Genomic DNA, 15,582 nt, shown 5'->3' with positions numbered 1-15,582 from the left:
CACGCTAAACAGTCCTAGACTGAGCCCCATGACGGATGCCGCAGATCTCGAGCTTCCCCGCGGTGTCGCTCTCGCGTGGGGTATCGCCGCGAACCCGCAGCGCGGACCGAAGCGCGAGATGAGTGTCGAGCGGATCGTCGACGCCGCCGTCGAGATCGCCGACGCCGAGGGGTTGGGCGCCGTGTCGATGGCGGCCGTTGCCGCGCGTCTCGGGTTCACGCCGATGTCGCTGTATCGCTACATCACCGCGAAGGACGACCTGATCCTGCTGATGCAGGAGGAGGCGACCGGGCTGCCGTCCGAAGCGGCGCGCACGGCCGGCAGCTGGCGTGAGCGGCTCACGGCGGTCTACCGCGAGCAGCTGCAGCGGTATCTGCAGCATCCGTGGATGCTCGACATCCCCATCAGCGGAGCGCCGACGACGCCGAACAGCGCCGCGTGGATGGATGCCGGTCTCGAGGCGCTCGCCGGGACGCCGCTGTCACACGAAGAGCGGCTGGCGGCGCTGCTTCTCGTGACGGGGCACGCGCGGTGGGCGGGGACCGTCATCGCCGGCTATCTGCGCCGTCAGAACGAGATCGGTGTCGACGGCGACGCGATCACGGCGAAGGAGGACGCGCTCTATCGGGTGCTCATCACGGCGGACGCCTATCCTTCGCTGCGCGAAGCGATCGACGCCGGGGTGTTCCTCGACGACTCGGATCCGTTCGGCTTCGGGCTCGAGCGCAGCCTCGACGGTCTCGAGGCGCACATCGCGGCGGTCGCGGCGGGAGATGCCCCCGAGCGGGCGGCGTGGGTGGGCGTCGACGATGCCGACATCGAGGGGGACAAGAAGTTCCGCGACGCGCGCAAGGCTGCGCGCGACGCCGAGAAGGCACTGCGGGATGCCCGCAAGCTCGAGCGCCAGGTCGCACGCGATGCCCGCGAGCGGGTGGCGCGACAGCGGCGAAGCGACTGAGCACTCCCGTCCCAGCATTCACACGTGCCACGCGGGTTTACACGCGTATGCTCGTGACTCTAGAGTGTGCACATAACTGGGGATACATGGAGGAGGGGCGGCATGGCAGAACTGCCTGACGTGCGGTTCTTGACCGTCGCTGAGGTCGCAGAGTTGATGCGCGTGTCGAAGATGACGGTGTATCGGCTCGTGCACGCGGGAGAGCTTCCCGCTGTGCGCTTCGGCCGCAGCTATCGCGTGCCCGAATCCGCCGTGACCGCAGCTCTGCAGCGACCCATCGCCGACGTCGGGTAAGCTGTCACGAGGCATTTTTTCCGTATTGCCCGTTCCCGGGCGCAGACGACTCTGCGTCCAGACCCCGATCTAGTGAGGTTTCCGTGGGTTCTGTCATCAAGAAGCGCCGCAAGCGCATGGCGAAGAAGAAGCACCGCAAGCTGCTTCGCAAGACTCGCCACCAGCGCCGCAACAAGAAGTAAGCGGCATCCGACACCAAGCGCCCCCGGGCAGGCTCTCCGCCTGCCGAAGGGGCGCTTCGTGTCTTGCCGCCGACCGGAGGGAGACCCATGCAGACGATCGACGTGCATGAGCTGAAGGACCGCACCGACCGCCCGCTGATCGACGTCCGCGAGGCGTGGGAGTACGAGGCCGTTCGCGTCCCCGGCGCCATCAACCTGCCGATGTCCACGCTCGGCGGACGCCTCGACGAGTTGCCCGCCGAGGGCTTCGACGTCATCTGCAAGTCGGGTGTGCGCTCGGGGCAGGCCGTCGAGGTGCTCGAGGCCCGCGGCTACGACGCCGCGAACGTCGAGGGCGGCACGGACGACTGGGTCGCGGCGGGATACCCCACCGAAGACGGACTGCGGTGACGACCCTCACCCTCATCGGCAAGCCCGACTGCCACCTGTGCGACGTCGCACGCGAGGTCATCGAGAACGTGCTGGCGGACCTGCCCGACGACGTTGCCGACGTCATCGAGGTCGAGGAGCGCTCGATCGTCGACGACGCCGCGCTGTACGCGCAGTGGTGGGAGAAGATCCCGGTCGTGCTCGTGGACGGCGACCTGCTGGGTCACTGGCGCATCGCGCCCGACCGTCTGCGCGCCGCCCTCACCCCCTGAGTTCGCCCCCGGACGTGCCCCGGCCCTCTGACGCGCCCCGCCGCGCAGCATCCTCGCGGAACGGGTCAGGCGGTGAGGCGGGTGCGCAGGGCAGCGAGCTCGGCGTCGGTCAGGCCGCCGGACTGCAGGTACGCCGCCGAGCCGCCCTGCGCGTCGACCCACGCGAAGGCCTGCTCGATCGCGGCGGGGGGTGTCGCCGCGATGAGGTCGCGGATCTGGTCGGTCAGGGGGATCCCGAACTTCTCGACCATGGCATACATCTGCTGCGCCCACGGTCCCGCCAGGTTCTGCTGCGACGCGGCGTAGTCGGCGACGACGGCGGAGCGCTCCACGCCGACGGCATCGAGCACGAGCGCTGTGCTGACGCCCGTGCGGTCCTTGCCCGCCGTGCAGTGCACGAGCACGGCGGTCGGCGGGTCGACCGTCGCAGCGCCCACGAGGCGCGCGAGCTCCGCGAACGAGGGCGCGCCGTGCTGCAGCATGCTGACGTACATGTCGCCCAGGGCGGGGATCGCGGCGAGCATCTGCTGCATGGCCTGCGCCTTCGCGGCGGGGTCGCCCCCCTGCGCGACGGCCTGCAAGCCCTGCTGCGCGAGACCCGTCACAGCGCCCTCGAGCAGGGGCAGCTCGACGACGTGGAACGGCCTGCTCGTCGGCAGCCGGTCGGGCGCCATCTGCTGCTCGGTCGGCGTGCGGAAATCGACGATGACGCCGATGTCGCTCGCGGCGAGCTGCTCGAGCCCCTCGGGAGTGAGGGCGCTGAGAGCGTCGGATCGATAGAGGATGCCACCGGTCGACGTGCCGCCGCCGGTGAGCGGCATCCCGCCCGTGTCTCGGAAGTTGAAGGTGCCTGCCAGCGTCGTCGTCATGCGCTCAGCCTATTGAGCACGCTCCTCGATTCCGCCCTCGTCCAGGGTGAAACGGGGGTGAAACGGGGATGACTCGCGGCGGAACGGGCGTCAGGGCTCCAGGCGTGTCGGGCCCCGGAAGAGGTACGTCACTTCGCGGATCGAGTCCTGTCCGAGCAGCAGCATGAGCACGCGCGCGAGGCCCATGCCGAAGCCGCCGTGCGGCGGGGCGCCGTAGCGGAAGAAGTCGAAGTAGAACTCGAGGTGCTCGGGGTCGAGACCCTTCTCCTTCGCCTGCTCGATGAGCACGTCGACACGGTGCTCGCGCTGCGCGCCGGTCGTGATCTCGACGCCGTTGAAGAGCAGGTCGTACGACTTCGTGAGCCCCGTCTCTTCGTCGCGCATGTGGTAGAAAGCGCGGATCTCGGGGTGGTAGTCGGTGATGAAGACGAACTGGTGTCCGTAGGTCTCCTGGACGTATGCCGCGATCTGCCGCTCGCCCTCGGGATCGAGGTCGCCGTCGGTGCGAGGGATCTCATAGCCGCGCGCTGCGACGATGTCGCGCGCCTCGGCGAGCGGGATGCGCGGGAACGGGATCGCCGGCACGGTGATCTCGAGTCCGAACAGCTGCTCGATCTCTTCGCCGTGCTTGTCCTTGACCGCCTGGATGGCGAACTGCAGGAGCTCCTCCTGCATGCGGGCGACGTCTTCGTGCGAGTCGATCCAGCTGATCTCGGCGTCCACCGACGTGAACTCCGTCGCGTGGCGCGACGTGAACGACGGGTCGGCGCGGAAGGCGGGCGCGACCTCGAAGATCTTGCCGAAGCCGGCGACCTGCGCCATCTGCTTGAAGAACTGCGGCGACTGCGCGAGGTACGCCGTCTGGTCGTCGAAGTACTCGAGGGCGAACAGTTCGGCGTTGGACTCCGACGCCGACGCCATGAGCTTCGGCGAGTGCACCTCGATGTAGTCGCGCTCGATCCAGTAGGTGCGGAAAGCGTGCTCGAGAGTCGTCTGCACGCGGAAGATCAGGTTGTTGCGGCGCTGGCGCAGGTCGAGAAAACGCCAGTCCATGCGCTTGTCCAGGCCGCTGTCGGCGGCGATGGGCGTCTCGGGCAGTGCCGCCGCCGAGATGTCGAGGGAGCCGATCTTGATCTCGACGCCGCCGAGCTTGACGCGTTCGTCGTGCTTGAGCTCGCCGTGCACTGTCAGGAAGCTGCCCGTCGCGAGGTTCGAGATCGTGTCGGTGAGCGCGAGCGCTGCCGCGTCCTGCGCGGTGCCGTCCTCGGCCGGGCGGGTCGCGGGATTGACCAGCTGCACGGCGCCGGTCTCGTCACGCAGGATGACGAATTGCACCTTCTTCTGATCGCGGACGGTCTCGACCCATCCGGACACCGAGACGGGCCCGCCTTCGCGGGCGTGGAGCTGGGAGACGAGAGTGCGTTCGGTCACGAGGGTTCAGTCTACGTGCGGGTACGTTCGAAGGATGCCGCCGCACTCGCCAGAAGAAGACGCCAGCACCGAGTCTTCGCGCTCCCGCGACCTCTCGCAGTCGGATGATCGTCCCACGGACGTCCCGCCCCTGCCCGTCGACACTCCCCGCCCGGATCGGCGGTTCCGGCCGGGCCACGTCATCCTCAACGTCATCCGCGGCGCGCTCATCGGTCTCGCCGAGCTCGTTCCCGGGATCTCCGGCGGCACCGTGGCCCTCATCACGGGGGTGTTCGAGCGTCTCATCGACGGGGCATCGCACGTCGTGTCGGCCTTCAAGCGTCTGATCGCCGGTCCTGACCGCGGCCGCGGCTTCATCGCCGAGATCCGCCGGGTGGACTGGTGGCTCGTCGTGCCCGTCCTGGCGGGGATGATCGCGATCGTCCTGACACTCGCCGGCCCGGTGGAAGCTCTCGTGAGCGGCAACGTCGAAGCCTCGCGCGGGCTGTTCTTCGGCCTCGTCGCCGTCAGCATCATCGTGCCGCTGCGACTCATCCCGAAGGAGGCCCGCGGTGCTGCGGCCCACGTCGGAGGCATCGTTCTCTTCGTCGTCGCCGCTGTGCTCGCCTTCGTCCTCGTCGGGCTCGCCGGTGCGGAGGCTACGGTCGACCCGCCGCTGTGGGCCGTCGCGATCGCGGCCGCGATCGCGGTCTGCGCGCTCGTCGTGCCCGGCCTGTCCGGGTCGTTCTTCCTGCTCGCGGTCGGTCTCTACACGCCGACGCTGCGTGCCGTCGCCGAGCGCGACCTCGTCTACATCGGCATCTTCATGCTGGGTGCGATCGTGGGTCTGGTCAGCATCGTGCGCGTCGTCAAGTGGCTGCTCGACCGTCATCGTCGCCTGGCGCTGCTGGCGATGGCGGGACTGATGCTGGGATCCCTGCGCGCGCTGTGGCCGTGGCAGGCGACGGCGGGCGACTCCCATGGCGTGGGTGCGCTGCTGCTGCCGACCGACCCCATCGGTCTGCCGATCCTCCTCGCGGTGGTCGGAGCCGCAGCCGTCGTCGCCCTCCTGGTCGTCGAGCATCAGCTGCATCGCCGCACGTCGGCGCCGACTCGCGTGCCCAGCCTCGACATCGAGTGAGCGCGGGCGCTGACGACCCGCGCTCAGCGGCCCCACAGACGGCGCCCCCGTAGACTGGTCGGGTGCCCGCCGATCGCCTTCATCTCGTGCGCCACGGGGAGGTCCGCAATCCTCGCCGAGTGCTCTACGGTCGGCTTCCCGGATTCGGGTTGAGCGCCGACGGGCGAGGCATGGCGCGGCAGGCCGCCGAGTACGTCAGAAACCTCGAGCGCCCCGTCACGGCGCTCATCTGCTCGCCTCTGCAGCGCACGCGCGAGTCGGCCGAGCCGTTCACCGAGCTGTTCGGCATCGAACCCGTCATCGACGACCGCGTCATCGAGCCGACGAACGTCTTCGAGGGCAAGCGCATGACGCGGGCGCTGGCCAATCCGTGGAACTGGCGCCACCTGCGCAAGCCCGCCCTGCCCAGCTGGGGTGAAGCGTATGCCGAGGTCGTCGCCCGCATGGACGCCGCCATGACCGACGCGTGGAACGCCGCGCCCACCGGTGACGTCGTCATCGTCTCGCACCAGCTGCCCATCTGGATCACGCACCTCGCTGTCGCGGGACTGCCCCTGCGCCACGACCCCCGGTCACGACGCTGTGCGCTGTCGAGCGTCACGTCGTTCGAGCTGGTGGACGGCACCTGGGCCGAAGTGTCGTACGCGGCGCCCGCGACAACGGCCGGTGCGATCGACGTGGGGGCGGTGTGATGCGCGATCTGCCGGCACGCCGACGCGGCCGACGGCTGCGAGCCGCGGCATCCGCTCTTCTGGCGCTGACGCTCACGGCGTCCTTGGCCGCGTGCACGCAGGACCCGCTCGCGGAGCAGTACCGCGAGGGCAGCAACAAGGGCTACATCTCGGGCGATTTCCGCGTCGACGAGATCCCCGTCGACGAGCGGACGGAGCCCATCGATTTCGAGGGTGTGCTCGACACGGGCGGCACGACGACATCGGACGACTACCGCGGCGACGTGCTCGTCGTGAACTTCTGGTACGCGGCGTGCGCGCCCTGCCGGGTCGAAGCGCCCGTGCTCGAAGCCGTGCACGAGGAGTTCCAGGTCGACGGGGTGAACTTCCTCGGCATCAACCTGTACGACGGCGCCGAGGCCTCGCGCGCGTTCGCCGACACGTACGGCGTCGGCTATCCGAGCGTCCTGACGACCGAAGACGGCTCGATCAAGCTCGCCTTCGCGGGGCAGACTCCGCTGAGCGCCGTGCCCGTCACCCTCGTGCTCGACCGCGAGGGTCGCGTCGCGGCACGGGTCATCGGCATCGTCGAAGAGGAGTCGATCCTGCGGTCGCTCGTGCGCGACGCCATCGGAGAAGCGTGAACCCGGCCGCCGCCGTCGCCGACGGCTCGCTGCTCGTCGCCGTGCCGATCGCGATCCTCGCCGGTCTCATCTCGTTCCTCTCACCGTGCGTCCTGCCGCTCGTGCCGGGCTACCTCGGCTTCATCGCCGGCGCCGCCGCGCCGCGCCGCCCCCGCCCGACGCCTCGCGCCGAAGACGGCGCACTCCGGACAGCAACGGAGACCGAAGCGGATGCCGCACCCCCGCGCGGCCGACTGCTCGCGGGCGTGCTGCTGTTCATCGCGGGGTTCGCGGTCGTGTTCATGGCGCTGAACTTCTTCGCCGGCACGGTCGGGATCTTCTTCCTGCAGTACGCTGATGTCATCACGCGCATCCTGGGCGTCGTCGTGATCCTCCTCGGTCTCGTCTTCATCGGCGTGTTCGGATTTGCGCAGCGCATCGCGCGCCCGCAGGTGCGCGGGAACATCGGGCTCGTCGGGGCGCCGCTGCTCGGCCTCGCGCTCGGCATCGGCTGGGCCCCGTGCATCGGGCCGACGCTCGCCGTCATCCTGAACATGTCCTTCGACGCCGCGTCGGCCGGACGCGGAGCGCTCCTCGGGCTCGCGTACTCGCTCGGTCTCGGCATCCCGTTCGTGCTGCTCACGCTCGGGTTCGGCTGGGCGACGCGCTCGGTGTCGTTCCTGCGCCGCCACATCCGCACCGTCAACATCATCGGCGGCGTCCTGCTGATCCTCGTCGGGCTGCTCATGGTGACGGGCGTGTGGTCGATGTGGATGGCTCAGCTACAGGGGGTGTTCCAGAGTGTCCCGACGATCCTCTGACGTGTCGGATTCGCCCGTCGAGGGCACGCTGCGCCCCGCCGATCACGCGGATGCCGCGTCGACCGACATCCAGCAGCCGTCGCTCGGCGTCGTCGGCTGGATGCGCTGGATCTGGCGGCAGCTGACCTCGATGCGCACGGCCCTCGTGCTGCTGCTGCTGCTCGCGATCGCCGCCGTGCCGGGCTCGCTCGTGCCGCAGCGCAGCGCCGACCCCAACGGCGTCACGCAGTACTACACCGACAATCCCGACCTCGCCCCGGTCCTCGACAACCTGAGCATGTTCGACGTGTACACGTCGCCCTGGTTCTCGGCGATCTACATCCTGCTGTTCGTCTCGCTCATCGGGTGCGTCATCCCGCGCACGAAGCACCACTGGAAGGCGATGCGCTCGCGCCCGCCGCGCACGCCCGCGCGGCTCGAGCGCCTCGCCGCGCACCGCGTGAGCACGGTCGACCTGGCTGCCGGTGCGGACGCCGCGGATGCGGCATCCGTCGCCGTCGACCTCGCCGAGGAGCAGCTGCGCAAGAGCGGCTACCGCGTGCAGCGGTACGACACGCGCGGTGTGCCGTCGGTCTCGGCCGAACGCGGCTACCTGCGCGAGACGGGCAACCTCGTCTTCCACTCGTCTCTCGTCGGCGTGCTGCTGGCCGTCGGGATCGGGGGAGGCTTCACGTACACGGGACAGACCGTCATCATCGAGGGCCGCACCTTCGTCAACACCCTGCTGGACTACACCTCGTTCAACCCGGGACGCTTCGTCGACGCCGACGGCCTGACCCCCTACGCGCTCACGCTCGACCGGTTCGATGTGACCTACATCCCCTCGGGCGAGCAGGGCGGCGGTCAGGCCGGCGACTTCGTCGCGAACCTGACGGCGCAGCAGGTCGACGGCGACCCGCACCCCGTCGAAGTGCGGGTCAACCACCCGCTCGACATGGCCGGCGACCGCATCTACCTGATGGGCAACGGCTACGCCCCGGCCCTGACGATCCGCGACGCCGACGGCGAGGTCGTCTTCTCCGAGGCGGTGCCGTTCCTGCCGCAGGACGCCGCCATGACATCGCTCGGCGTCATCAAGGTGCCCGACGGGCTGCCCGAGCAGATCGGCCTCGTCGGGTTCTTCTACCCGACGCAGGTGGAGCTGCTCTCGGGCGCCTTCACGTCGAGCTACCCCGCGCTGATCAACCCCGTCGTGACCCTCGAGGTCTACCAGGGAGACCTCGGCATCAACGACGGTGTCCCGCGGTCGGTGTACACGCTGGACACGTCCGAGATGGAGGAGCTCGCGGGGCGCACGAACGGCGACTCGATCGAGATCGCGCCGGGGGAGACCGTCGATCTTCCGGACGGCCTCGGCACGCTCACGTTCGAGAACGCCGCGCCCGAGGGCGCCGAAGGCTATGACGGGTCGGTGCAACGCTACGTGTCGCTGTCGATCCATCGCGACGCGTCGGCGACGTGGGTGCTCGTGTTCGCCGTCCTGGCGACGCTGGGTCTGCTCACGGCGCTGTTCGTGCCGCGCCGTCGCGTCTGGGTCAAGGTCCGTCCCGACGGTCAGACGCTGCGCATCGAGTACGCCGGTCTCGCGCGCGGCGAGGATCCGACCCTCACGACGGCGGTCGACGAGGTCGCCGAACGCCACTCCGCCGCGCTCGCACAGCGAGGCCCCGGCCGGGATGCGGCATCCGCGGCGCACGTAGACTGAGAGTCATGTCCGACGCCATGCTCAGCCTCGATTCGGTCTCGGTGCTCCTGGTCTGGACGGCCATCGCGATCTACGCTCTCGCGTTCATCGCCTACGCCGTCGACCTGGCACGCCGCTCGGCCTCGACCGTGGCATCGCACGATGCCGCACGCGAACTGGTGGGAGCGGGGTACGCCGGGTCCGGGCGCGCGTCGGCGACGGCGACCATCGAGGCGCCCGTGTCGCAGCGACCCCGCATGCTGTGGGCGCGCATCGGCACGTCGCTCACGGTGCTGGGCTTCCTCTTCCAGACGGCGGGCGCCGTGACGCGCGGCATCGCGGCCGAACGGGTGCCGTGGTCGAACATGTACGAGTTCGCGCTGACCGGCACGTGCCTCATCATCGGGGTGTACCTCGTCGCGCTGTTCCGGTACGACCTGCGCTTCCTCGGCACCTTCATCACGGGCCTCGTCGTCGTGCTGCTCGGAGGTGCGACCCTCGGGTTCTATGTCGAGGTCGTGCCGCTGATGGACCCGCTCAAGTCGGTCTGGCTCGTCATCCACGTCTTCGTCGCGTCGCTGGCGACGGCCCTGTTCGGCCTCGCCTTCGGCCTGTCGATCACGCAGCTGATGCAGGCGCGGCGCGAGCGGCTCACGGCCGCTGCGGCGGCATCCGGCGATCCCGGCAAGACCGGACCGGGGTTCCTGCGCACGCTGCCGAATGCCGACACGCTCGAGACGCTCGCCTACCGGTTCGCGATCCTCGGCTTCATCTTCTGGACGTTCACCCTCATCGCCGGCTCGATCTGGGCCAACGACGCGTGGGGCCGCTACTGGGGCTTCGACACGAAGGAAGTGTGGACCTTCGTCATCTGGGTGCTCTACGCGGGCTACATCCACGCGCGTGCGACGCGCGGCTGGCGCGGTACGCGGTCGGCGTGGCTGTCGATCATCGGCTTCACGGCCGTCGTGTTCAACTTCACGATCGTGAACATGTTCTTCAAGGGGCTGCACGCCTACTCCGGCCTGAGCTGACCCCCTCGGCTGTTCCCCGGCTGTTCCCCGGCTGTTCCCCGGTCGTTCGTCGAGCGGGTCGTTCGTCGAGCGGGTCGTTCGTCGAGCGGGTCGTTCGTTTGCCTCAGACTGTCGACGTCACTGGGCTGCAGCATCCATGTGAGGCAAGTGAACGAGCGGGAGTCCTGTTCATTTGCCTCGAACAGTCGGTGCATCGGGCACGCGGGAGCGATGTGGGGCAAACGAACTGATCGTGGAATGCCTGGGGCGAGCGGACTGATCGTGGAATGCCTGGGGCAAACGAGCTGATCGTGGAATGCCTGGGGCAAACGAACTGATCGGGGGATGCCGCGGGCACGCGCGCCGTCGCGGCGGTCAGGCGATCGCGGGCGAGGCCTTCAACAGCGCGCGAGCGCTCGTCGTGCGACGGCGGACGACCGCGAGGACGGTCGCGCCGAAGGCCAGCACGGCCCAGACCAGGAGCCCGGCCCAGCCTGCGCCGAGCCCTTCGGCCGAGGTGAGCGCGGCGACCATGCCGTTGTATGCGGGGGCGGTCGGCAGCAGCGCGGCGATGCCCGACAGGGCACCGGGCACGGTCGAGACGACCCCGGTCGCGACGGCGAGCACACCGACGAGAGCCGAGATCCAGCGTCCGGCTCCGCCGAACACGGCCACGAGCGCCTGGTTGACGGCGGCGAAGGCGATGCCGGCGACGACCGCGACGCCCGCGAACGTCCACCACTGACCCCAGTCGTACGAGGCGGCGAGCTGCACGACGCCCGCGACGAGGACGCCCTGCGCGGCGCCGAGCGCGGCCGCCGGAAGGAACGCCCGCAGCGCGAGCGTCGCCGACGACTCGCGAGCCGAGAGCGCCCGGCGCGAGACGGCCTGGAGGGCGATGAAGGTGCCCAGTCCGCCGAACCACAGCGCGAGCATCGCGAGCAGCGGGATCGCCGACGCGCCGAAGATCGATGTGCCCACCCCGTCGGCTCGGACGGGGTTCGCGACGACTTCGGCGAGGCTCGCCGCCTCGGCCTCGGTGTAGGTCGGAACCTCGTCGACCGCGGTCCCGAGCCCGGTCGCGAGCTCGTCGGTGCCGTCGGCGAGCTGCTGCACGCCGTCGGCGAGCGAGATCGCGCCGGTTCCCGCCTCGTCGATGCCGCCCGCGAGCTGCGAGGCGCCCGAGGCGAGCTGCCCCGCGCCTGCCGCCGACTGGTCGATGCCGCCGGCGAGCTGGGCGACGCCTCCGCCGAGCGAAGCGACGTTCGTCGAGATCGTGCGCAGCTGACCGGCGAGCTGGGCGGGCGCCTGCTGGGCGAGCTGCGCGAGACCGCCGGACGTGTACTGCGTGAGCGCGACAGCGCCGGGGTTCGCCTGCGTGCCGTCGCCGGTGAGGATCACGGATGCCGTGCCCGCGGACAGCGCGGCATCGGCGAGCTGCGCGCAGAACTCCGCGGACTGCGTGCACGAAGCCGCGAGGGTCTGCAGGCTCGCCGCCGCCTCGCCCGCGCTCGTCGCGGCCATTCCCGTCGCCGTGGCCGCGCCGTTCGCGACGCTCGTGAGTTCGGCCGGCACGATGCCCGTGGCCTCGAGCTCAGCCGCACCGGCATCGACACCGGCCGCCAGCCGGCTCGCGCCGGTCGCGGCGTCCCGGGCGCCGGTCCCGAGCTGCCCGAGCCCCTGCTGCAGTGCCGTTGCTCCCGACGCGAGTCCCGTCGCCCCGTCGGCGAGCTGCGGCATCCCGTCGGCGAGCTGGGACGCTCCGTCAGACGCCTGGGTCGCGCCGTCCGCGAGCTGCGTCGCACCCGACGCTGCGTCGCCGAGCTGGTCGCCGAGGGTCGTGAAGCCGAGCAGGACGTTCTCGAGATACACCGTCGAGAGCTGCTCTCCCATGACGGATGCCGCAGCCGAGGCCACCTGCGCCGTGATGGCGTCGTCGACGATGAGGCTGTCCGGGGGCGTCTGCACTTCGATCGTCGCTCGCTCGGGCGTCTCACCGGGGCGGGTCGAGGTCGCCGCGGCCGAGAAGTTCGACGGGATCGTGATGACGGCCGCGTACGTGCCGTCGGCGAGTCCCTCGCGGGCATCGTCGGCGTTCGAGATCGTCCAGGAGAGGTTCGAGGGCTGGTCGTCGGAGCCCTCGACGAGCCCCGCGGTCAGTTGCCGGCCGAGCGGCACGAGCTGGTCGTCGATCGTGACGGCCTGGTCCTCGTTCACGACGGCGGCCTGCAGCCCGTCGAGCCGCTCGACGGGGTTGTAGAGCGCCGCGACGAGGATGCCGCCGATGATGACGGGCAGCAGGAGCACGCCGAGCAGCGTGAGCCAGGTCACGGGGCGGCGCGAGCGAGCGCGTTCGATCGGGGCGTGGAGTGTCATGAGGTCACCTCTGCGGTCGCCGTGCGCGCTCCGGCACGCAGAGCGAGAGTGGTCAGGTCGGGCCGATGGGCGTCGGCGAGGAGGGCGAGGGCAGGACCCTCGGATCGTGCGGTCGCCACGACGGTGAGCGCCGTGCGGGCGGAGCCGGCGGCATCCCGCAGCAATGCCGCGACCTGGTCGCGCGCGGCGGCGTCGAGGGCGTCGAGCCCGTCGATGACGACCAGCTGCGTGCGTCCGCGCAGCGCGCGGCGGACCTCGCGCACGGGGTCGTCCGCGTCGGCGAGCAGTGCGACGCCGACGTGCGCGCGCACCCACGCGCCGCGGCCGGGCAGCAGATGGCCGGCGACGCGCAGGCGCCCGTCGCTCGGGGTGAGACGGCCCGCCACCGTGAGCGCGAAGGCTCGCGCTGCGCGCGGGTCGCCCGTGGCCAGCAGGGTCCCGCCGGGCTCGACGCGGAACGATGCGTCGTCGTACAGAACGACCTCGCCCGCCGTGCGGCCGGTCTCGGCGCGCACCGTGACGCGCTCGCCGACGACGGCAGCCGTCGTGGCGGGCTCGGGCCAGTCCGCGAGGGCGAGCTCGCGCTCGACCGCTTCGCCCTCGATGTCGAAGTGGGGCAGCAGCCGGTCGAGCCAGCGCGGCATCCACCAGGCCTTGTCGCCGAGCAGCGCCATGAGCGCCGGGATCAGGGTCATGCGCACGAGGAACGCGTCGACCGCGATGCCGACGGCGAGACCGAGCGCGATCGGTTTGATCGACGAGTCCCCTTCGGGCACGAATGCCGCGAAGACGGCGAACATGATGAGCGCCGCCGCGGTGACGACGCGTGCCGAGGCGGTGAACCCCGACCGCACCGCACCGACCGCGGTGAGCCGGTCGGCGCGACCCTTGCGGGCGCGCGAGGCGTGCACGTAGTCCTCGCGCATGCGCGAGACGAGGAACACCTGATAGTCCATCGCGAGGCCGAACAGCACGCCCATCAGGACGATCGGCATGAAGCTGATGACCGGGCCGACCCGGGCGACGTGCAGCAGGTCGGCGAACCAGCCCCATTCGAAGACGGCCGCGACGACGCCGAACGCGGCGAGCACGGACAGCAGGTACCCCAGGGTCGCGGTGAGCGGCACGGCGATCGAGCGGAAGACGATCATGAGCAGGATGAACGAAAGTCCGACGACGAAGATCCCGAACGGCAGGAGGGCCGCACCGAGACGGTCCGAGATGTCGATCGCGACGGCGGTGAAGCCCGTCACGGTCAGATCGATGCCGTATTCGTCGTAGAGGCGATCGGCCTCGGCGCGAATGTCGCGCACGAGCTGTGCGGTCTCGGGTGCATCGGGCGCCGTCTCGGGCACGACCTGGATGATGCCGGTGTCGGCCGTCTCGTTCGGGGTTGCCAGGGCGATCTCGGCGACGCCGGGCACCCGCTCGATCTCGGCGGCGAGATCCTCCATGAGCCCGAGGGGATCGGTCGACGTGACGATCGTGCCGGTCAGGATGAGCGGGCCGTTGAAGCCCGGCCCGAACTGCTCCGCCGTCAGGTCGTAGCTCTGCCGCGCCTGCGAGGCGGCCGGCTGCACGCCGGCGTTCGGCAGCGCGAGCGCGAGGCTTCCCGCGGGGATCGCGAGGACGCCGAGCCCGACGACGACGGCCACGGTCGTGATCACGGGATGCCGCGTCACCCCCGTGACCCAGCGGGTCGCGAATCCGCGGCGAGGCCGCGACGATCGGGCGGGTGCGCGGCGCGGCATCCGTCCCTTCACGCGACCCTTGACGAAGCCGAGCAGGGCGGGCGTGAGCGTGACCGCGACGGCGACCGAGATGGCGACGGCGACGGATGCGGCGATGCCCATCGTCGTGAGGAACGGGATGTTCGCGAAGCTCAAGCCCACGAGCGCGATGAGCACCGTGACACCGGCGAAGACGACGGCCGATCCCGCCGTGCCGGTCGCGCGGGCGACGGACTCCTCGGGATCCATGCCGCCGCGCACCTGATCCTGATGTCGCGCGGCGATGAACAGGGCGTAGTCGATGCCGACCGCGAGTCCCAGCATGAGGGCCAGGAGCGGCGTCGTCGACGAGACCGAGGCGACGGCCGTGGCGAGCAGGATGAGGGCCATCGACAGGCCCACGCCCACGAGCGCCGTGGCGAGGGGGAGGCCCGCGACGAGGAAGGAGCGGAAGGTCACCATCAGCACGAGCAGCGCGATCAGCACGCCGACGAGCTCGGTGACGGTGAGGCCGGGCACCGACACCGAGAAGAGGTCTCCGCCCAGAGCCACCTCGGAGCCGGCGGGCAGACCCTCCGCGAGCGCGTCGGCGACGTCGGTGAGTTGTGCCGTGGTCTCGGGGGAGACATCGGTGGCCTGGCCGTCGAACTGCAGGCGGATGATGGCGGCGCTCTCGTCGTCGTTCACGAGGCCCGAGATCATCTCGTCGAACGGATCGGTGACGCCGAGGATCTCGTCGATCGCGCCGAATTCGGTCACGGCGGCCGTGATCGCGTCGGCGTATGCGCCGTCGACGACCCGATCGCCGTCGGCGGCCACCACGACGAGCTGTGCGCTCGTGCCGCTCACCTGCGGGAAGGTGCGTTCGAGCTGCTCGAGGCCGGCTTGGGACTCGGTGCCCGGGATCGTGAAGGCGTTGTCGGTGCCCTTGCTGAACGCGAGCGCTCCACCGCCGGCGATGCCGAGCAGCAGGATCCAGGCGACGAGGACGCGCCAAGGGTGGCGGTACGACCAGCGGCCGAGCGAGTACAGAAGAGTCGACACAGCGTCTCCGGCTTCGTGGGTTCAGGCGGGGTGGATACAGTGCTGTATCGGATACACGAATGTATCGTAAGGTGTGCCGAGGCTCTCAAGCTGGGCGGCCCGTGTGAAGATGGCCCGAGGAGGAT

15 protein-coding genes are annotated in these 15,582 nt (G+C 70.3%); 11 read left to right on the top strand and 4 right to left on the bottom strand.

Annotation, left to right across the window (positions count from 1 at the left end):
* Nucleotides 1–28: 28 nt before the first annotated feature.
* From ACWIBS_RS03915 to ACWIBS_RS03895, 5 genes are all read left to right on the top strand, one after another.
* Nucleotides 29–958, top strand: a complete 930-nt coding sequence (locus tag ACWIBS_RS03915) for a TetR/AcrR family transcriptional regulator (RefSeq protein WP_376131440.1) — start codon at nt 29–31, stop codon at nt 956–958.
* 102 nt (nt 959–1,060) lie between these two features.
* Nucleotides 1,061–1,252 (top strand): helix-turn-helix domain-containing protein, encoded by a 192-nt coding sequence (locus ACWIBS_RS03910; protein ID WP_179519823.1) that lies wholly within the window; start codon nt 1,061–1,063, stop codon nt 1,250–1,252.
* 83 nt (nt 1,253–1,335) lie between these two features.
* Complete coding sequence (locus tag ACWIBS_RS03905) at nt 1,336–1,434, top strand: 30S ribosomal protein bS22 (protein WP_003792170.1); 99 nt, start codon at nt 1,336–1,338, stop codon at nt 1,432–1,434.
* 87 nt (nt 1,435–1,521) lie between these two features.
* Nucleotides 1,522–1,824 carry a rhodanese-like domain-containing protein gene (locus ACWIBS_RS03900; protein WP_376131444.1) on the top strand — a complete coding sequence of 101 codons (303 nt, stop codon included), beginning with the start codon at nt 1,522–1,524 and terminating at the stop codon, nt 1,822–1,824.
* A complete protein-coding gene (locus ACWIBS_RS03895) occupies nt 1,821–2,075 on the top strand; it encodes a glutaredoxin family protein (RefSeq protein WP_376131447.1) in 255 nt (84 codons plus the stop codon). The genes ACWIBS_RS03900 and ACWIBS_RS03895 overlap by 4 nt, the downstream gene beginning before the upstream one ends.
* A gap of 65 nt (nt 2,076–2,140) precedes the next feature.
* Here the strand turns inward: ACWIBS_RS03895 and ACWIBS_RS03890 are convergent, their stop codons facing one another.
* Nucleotides 2,141–2,944 carry a tyrosine-protein phosphatase gene (locus tag ACWIBS_RS03890; protein ID WP_376124963.1) on the bottom strand — a complete coding sequence of 268 codons (804 nt, stop codon included), beginning with the start codon at nt 2,942–2,944 and terminating at the stop codon, nt 2,141–2,143.
* 90 nt (nt 2,945–3,034) lie between these two features.
* The gene (aspS, locus tag ACWIBS_RS03885) at nt 3,035–4,375 is read right to left on the bottom strand and encodes an aspartate--tRNA(Asn) ligase (RefSeq protein WP_376124966.1); all 1,341 of its coding nucleotides are present in this window, start codon (nt 4,373–4,375) and stop codon (nt 3,035–3,037) included.
* A 34-nt stretch (nt 4,376–4,409) separates the two neighbouring features.
* Here aspS and ACWIBS_RS03880 point away from each other — a divergent pair, with 34 nt between their 5' ends.
* The 6 genes from ACWIBS_RS03880 (at nt 4,410) to ccsB (ending at nt 10,328) form a co-directional block, all read left to right on the top strand.
* The gene (locus tag ACWIBS_RS03880) at nt 4,410–5,495 is read left to right on the top strand and encodes a DUF368 domain-containing protein (protein WP_376124969.1); all 1,086 of its coding nucleotides are present in this window, start codon (nt 4,410–4,412) and stop codon (nt 5,493–5,495) included.
* A gap of 62 nt (nt 5,496–5,557) precedes the next feature.
* A complete protein-coding gene (locus ACWIBS_RS03875; RefSeq protein ID WP_376124972.1) occupies nt 5,558–6,187 on the top strand; it encodes a histidine phosphatase family protein in 630 nt (209 codons plus the stop codon).
* Nucleotides 6,187–6,810 carry a TlpA family protein disulfide reductase gene (locus ACWIBS_RS03870; protein ID WP_376124975.1) on the top strand — a complete coding sequence of 208 codons (624 nt, stop codon included), beginning with the start codon at nt 6,187–6,189 and terminating at the stop codon, nt 6,808–6,810. Before ACWIBS_RS03875 ends, ACWIBS_RS03870 begins: the two co-directional genes overlap by 1 nt.
* Nucleotides 6,807–7,610, top strand: coding sequence for a cytochrome c biogenesis CcdA family protein (locus ACWIBS_RS03865; protein WP_376124977.1), 804 nt, complete (start codon nt 6,807–6,809; stop codon nt 7,608–7,610). The genes ACWIBS_RS03870 and ACWIBS_RS03865 overlap by 4 nt, the downstream gene beginning before the upstream one ends.
* A 1-nt stretch (nt 7,611) precedes the next feature.
* On the top strand, nt 7,612–9,315 hold the full coding sequence (gene resB, locus ACWIBS_RS03860; protein WP_376124980.1) for a cytochrome c biogenesis protein ResB: 1,704 nt from the start codon (nt 7,612–7,614) through the stop codon (nt 9,313–9,315).
* 5 nt (nt 9,316–9,320) lie between these two features.
* Nucleotides 9,321–10,328 carry a c-type cytochrome biogenesis protein CcsB gene (gene ccsB / locus ACWIBS_RS03855; RefSeq protein WP_376124983.1) on the top strand — a complete coding sequence of 336 codons (1,008 nt, stop codon included), beginning with the start codon at nt 9,321–9,323 and terminating at the stop codon, nt 10,326–10,328.
* Nucleotides 10,329–10,682: 354 nt separating this feature from the next.
* Here ccsB and ACWIBS_RS03850 read toward each other — a convergent pair whose 3' ends face one another.
* Complete coding sequence (locus ACWIBS_RS03850) at nt 10,683–12,683, bottom strand: YhgE/Pip family protein (RefSeq protein ID WP_376124986.1); 2,001 nt, start codon at nt 12,681–12,683, stop codon at nt 10,683–10,685.
* On the bottom strand, nt 12,680–15,457 hold the full coding sequence (locus ACWIBS_RS03845; protein ID WP_376124988.1) for an MMPL family transporter: 2,778 nt from the start codon (nt 15,455–15,457) through the stop codon (nt 12,680–12,682). The genes ACWIBS_RS03850 and ACWIBS_RS03845 overlap by 4 nt, the downstream gene beginning before the upstream one ends.
* Between the last annotated feature and the right edge of the window lie 125 nt (nt 15,458–15,582).

The sequence above is a fragment of the Microbacterium sp. NPDC055442 genome (genome assembly GCF_053644215.1).
Note: the sequence above shows the minus strand (reverse complement) of the source record. Positions and strands in the feature narration are given on the sequence as shown.

Excerpts from the sequence above, each read along its gene's own strand:
- ACWIBS_RS03915 (WP_376131440.1), top strand. The coding sequence starts at position 29 with ATGACGGATGCCGCAGATCTCGAGCTTCCCCGCGGTGTCGCTCTCGCG.
- ACWIBS_RS03910 (WP_179519823.1), top strand. The coding sequence starts at position 1,061 with ATGGCAGAACTGCCTGACGTGCGGTTCTTGACCGTCGCTGAGGTCGCA.
- ACWIBS_RS03900 (WP_376131444.1), top strand. The coding sequence starts at position 1,522 with ATGCAGACGATCGACGTGCATGAGCTGAAGGACCGCACCGACCGCCCG.
- ACWIBS_RS03890 (WP_376124963.1), bottom strand. The coding sequence starts at position 2,944 with ATGACGACGACGCTGGCAGGCACCTTCAACTTCCGAGACACGGGCGGG.
- ACWIBS_RS03880 (WP_376124969.1), top strand. The coding sequence starts at position 4,410 with ATGCCGCCGCACTCGCCAGAAGAAGACGCCAGCACCGAGTCTTCGCGC.
- ACWIBS_RS03870 (WP_376124975.1), top strand. The coding sequence starts at position 6,187 with ATGCGCGATCTGCCGGCACGCCGACGCGGCCGACGGCTGCGAGCCGCG.
- ccsB (WP_376124983.1), top strand. The coding sequence starts at position 9,321 with ATGTCCGACGCCATGCTCAGCCTCGATTCGGTCTCGGTGCTCCTGGTC.
- ACWIBS_RS03850 (WP_376124986.1), bottom strand. The coding sequence starts at position 12,683 with ATGACACTCCACGCCCCGATCGAACGCGCTCGCTCGCGCCGCCCCGTG.